Below are 3,008 nucleotides of genomic sequence, written 5' to 3'. Positions count from 1 at the left end.
GGAGAACGGGGGCGGGGGCGGCGCGGGCGACTCGGGCAACGGGAGCAGCGCGGGTGGGTCCGGCAACAGCTCCGGCAACGGGAACGGCAACGGCCGGGCCATCAGCGGTGGCAGCCGGCTCCTGCGGTGGCTGCCCGTTCTCCTCCTCGTCGCCGGGTTCGTCTTCGAGGTCAGCACCCCCGCCCGCTTCACCGGCTCGCCCTTCTACTCGGCCGCCCCCCTCGTCGCCGCCCCGCTCTACACCCTGCGCAACACCATCCTCATCGGGGTGGCGTCCCTGGCCACCGTGCTCGGCCTGCACTTTTACAACGGCACCGAGTCCGACATCGAGTCGGTCACCGAGATGGTCACCATCACGACCGTCACCGCCCTGGCGCTGCTCATCAACCGCGCCGTGCGCCGTAGCGACCGGCGGCTCGCCTCGGCGCGTGGCATCGCCGAGGCCGCCCAGCGGGCCGTGCTGCCCGCCCCGGCCGATCAGATCGGCGGCCTGCACGTGGCCGCGCGCTACGAGGCAGCGCACGCCGAGGCCAGCATCGGCGGCGACCTCTACGCGGTGCAGGACACCCCGCACGGTGTACGGCTGATCGTCGGCGACGTGCGCGGCAAGGGGCTCGGTGCGGTCGAGGCCGTGGCCATCGTCATCGGCGCCTTCCGGGAGGCGGCCGAGCAGGAGGGCACGTTGGATCGGGTGGCGACCAGGCTGGAACGGGCGCTCCAGCGCGAGGGCGGGCGGCGCGAGGGGCTGGACCAGTCCGAGGGGTTCACCACGGCCGTCCTGGCCGAAGTGAGCCCGGACCACGGCACCCTGCGCGTGCTCAACCGCGGCCATCCGGCGCCCCTGCTGCTGTATGCGGACGGCGGGGTGCGCGGCGCCGAGCCGAGCTCGCTTGCCATGCCGCTCGGTATGAGCGAGCTGGGCCAGTGGCCGGACCGGGTGGACGAGTTGGGCTTCCCGGAGGGCGCGACGCTGCTGCTGTTCACGGACGGGGTGACCGAGGCGCGGGACGCGCACGGGGTGTTCTACGACCCCAAGGAGCGGTTGCGGGGCAGTCAGTTCGCCGGTCCCGACGCCCTGTTGGACGCGCTCGTGGCGGATGTCGAGCGGCATACGGCAGGGGCGGTCACCGACGACATGGCGCTGCTCGCCGTGAGCCGCCCACCGTCGCCGTACACCCCCTGACCACGACCGGAGTGCCTTCCGAAGGCCTGCCATGCGATCACCCCCATCTCCGCTGGTTACTCTACGTGATCGATTGAAATCGCTGTGCATGCCTGTGGATAACGTCTGACGCACGATCGCCTCGACGGTGTTTCCCGTGTGAGAGGTAACTCGCCCGAATTGGCGGCCTCTTGTCCCTGTTAGTCCCGTCGGATTTTCTTAACGATCACCCGGAACGGCTTGGAATTCGGACCGGCTCTCTATTAACGTTCGATAACGCAGCGCGGTCGTCCCAGCCGCCACAAGAGGTGGCACCGTGCGCCTACGCCGAATCCCGCACCACAGGCACCACTAGCACCACCCAGGGAACCGGGGAACCACCACCTTGGGGTGAATCGGGAGCCTCCGACTGGAGGAGCCCGTAGGAGACCTTCCTGCTCCGAACCCGTCAGCTAACCCGGTAGGCGAGAGGAAGGAAAGGAGTGCGCCCCAGTGGCGTCCAACAGGCCTGCCTCCGACACGTTGTACGAGTCGGTCAGCTCGACTCTGACCTTTGGTGACGGAGGCGCGGCAGCCGGTCCCGGCGACTGGAACCCGACCGCCGAATCCATCGCCCCGGTGCGCGGCAGGCACCGCGTGGTCAAGCAGCGCGGCGGCGGCGTGGCCCGCAGCGGCGCGGTCCTCGGTGTCGGCGTCATCGCGGCGGTCGGTGCGGGCGGGATGGCGAGCGCCAACTCCAAGCCCCCGGTGTCGATTTCCGTGCCGGACCTCTCCGCCGTCTCCGAAAAGCTCCCGGACGCCGAATCGCTGCCGGGCATCGGCTCCCTGATATCCGACGACGCCGGCGGATCCGGTGCTCCCGCCGCTCCTCTGACCCAGGCCGGGCTCACCAAAGCCGAGGCCGCAGAGGGCGAAAACGCGGGCGAGGCCCTGCGGGCGCGCATCATGCGCCAGGCTGAGCAGCAGCAATCCGCCGCCGAGGCGGCGGAGCGCGAGGCCGCCGAGAAGGCGGCAGCGGCCAAGGCCGCGCAGGAGGCCGCCGAGGCGAAGGCCAAGGCCGACGCCGAGGAGCGGAAGGCCAAGGAGGAGGCCGAGCGGAAGGCGCGGGAGGAGGCCGAGCGCAAGGCCGAGGCCGAGCGGCTGGCGAAGCTGGCCCGCAGCTACTCCCTTCCCACCTCCTCGTTCACCCTCACTTCCAGCTTCGGCGAGGCCGGTTCGCTGTGGTCCAACAACCACACGGGCCAGGACTTCGCCGCTCCGACCGGCACCCCCGTCAAGGCGGTGCACGGCGGCACGATCACCTCGGCGGGCTGGGCCGGTTCGTACGGGTACCGGATCGTCCTCACGCTTGAGGACGGGACCGAGATCTGGTACTGCCACCTCTCCTCGATGACCGTGACCTCCGGCAAGGTCACGACTGGCGACACGATCGGCCGCGTTGGCGCGACCGGCAACGTCACCGGTCCGCACCTGCACCTCGAGGTACGGCCGGGCGGCGGCGACCCGATCGACCCGATGCCGTGGTTGCGGCAGCACGGGCTCAGCATCTGAGCCGCGGATCGGTGGCCTGAGGCGGGCCTCGTCCCGCGCAGGCCGTCGGCCCGTACCTGCCGGGTCCGCCTGTCAGCCCGCACCCGCTGTTTCCGCACCTGCGTCTCGTACCGTTCGTACCGTCTTTGCTCCCGGCCTCCCAAGCGCCACCCCCCATACGCCGACAGCCCCGGTGCAAACCCCCCGACACCGGGGCTGTCGGCCTGCCCTTCGGGGCATCCGGGAGCGATTGGGGCGTGGGACAGCCCATGGGGCGCGCGTCAGCGCTGTGGCGGGGTGTTGCCCGGGGTGGGGC

Annotated in this window: 2 protein-coding genes and 1 riboswitch; both genes read left to right on the top strand. The window is 71.1% G+C overall.

Features of this window, described 5'->3' with window-relative positions; translation table 11 throughout:
• Window positions 1-1,183, top strand: a 1,183-nt coding sequence (locus AOK16_RS17220; protein WP_420865387.1) for a PP2C family protein-serine/threonine phosphatase, incomplete at its 5' end; no start/stop codon positions are given.
• Between the two features lie 294 nt (window positions 1,184-1,477).
• A riboswitch (cyclic di-AMP (ydaO/yuaA leader) is annotated at window positions 1,478-1,644 on the top strand.
• A 10-nt stretch (window positions 1,645-1,654) separates the two neighbouring features.
• Window positions 1,655-2,713 (top strand): M23 family metallopeptidase, encoded by a 1,059-nt coding sequence (locus tag AOK16_RS17215; protein WP_055473124.1) that lies wholly within the window; start codon window positions 1,655-1,657, stop codon window positions 2,711-2,713.
• The last annotated feature ends 295 nt before the right edge of the window (window positions 2,714-3,008 follow it).

It is taken from the genome of Streptomyces pathocidini (genome assembly GCF_001418495.1).
Taxonomy (GTDB): Bacteria; Actinomycetota; Actinomycetes; order Streptomycetales; family Streptomycetaceae; genus Streptomyces; species Streptomyces pathocidini.
This window is presented reverse-complemented; position numbering and strand designations above follow the sequence as displayed.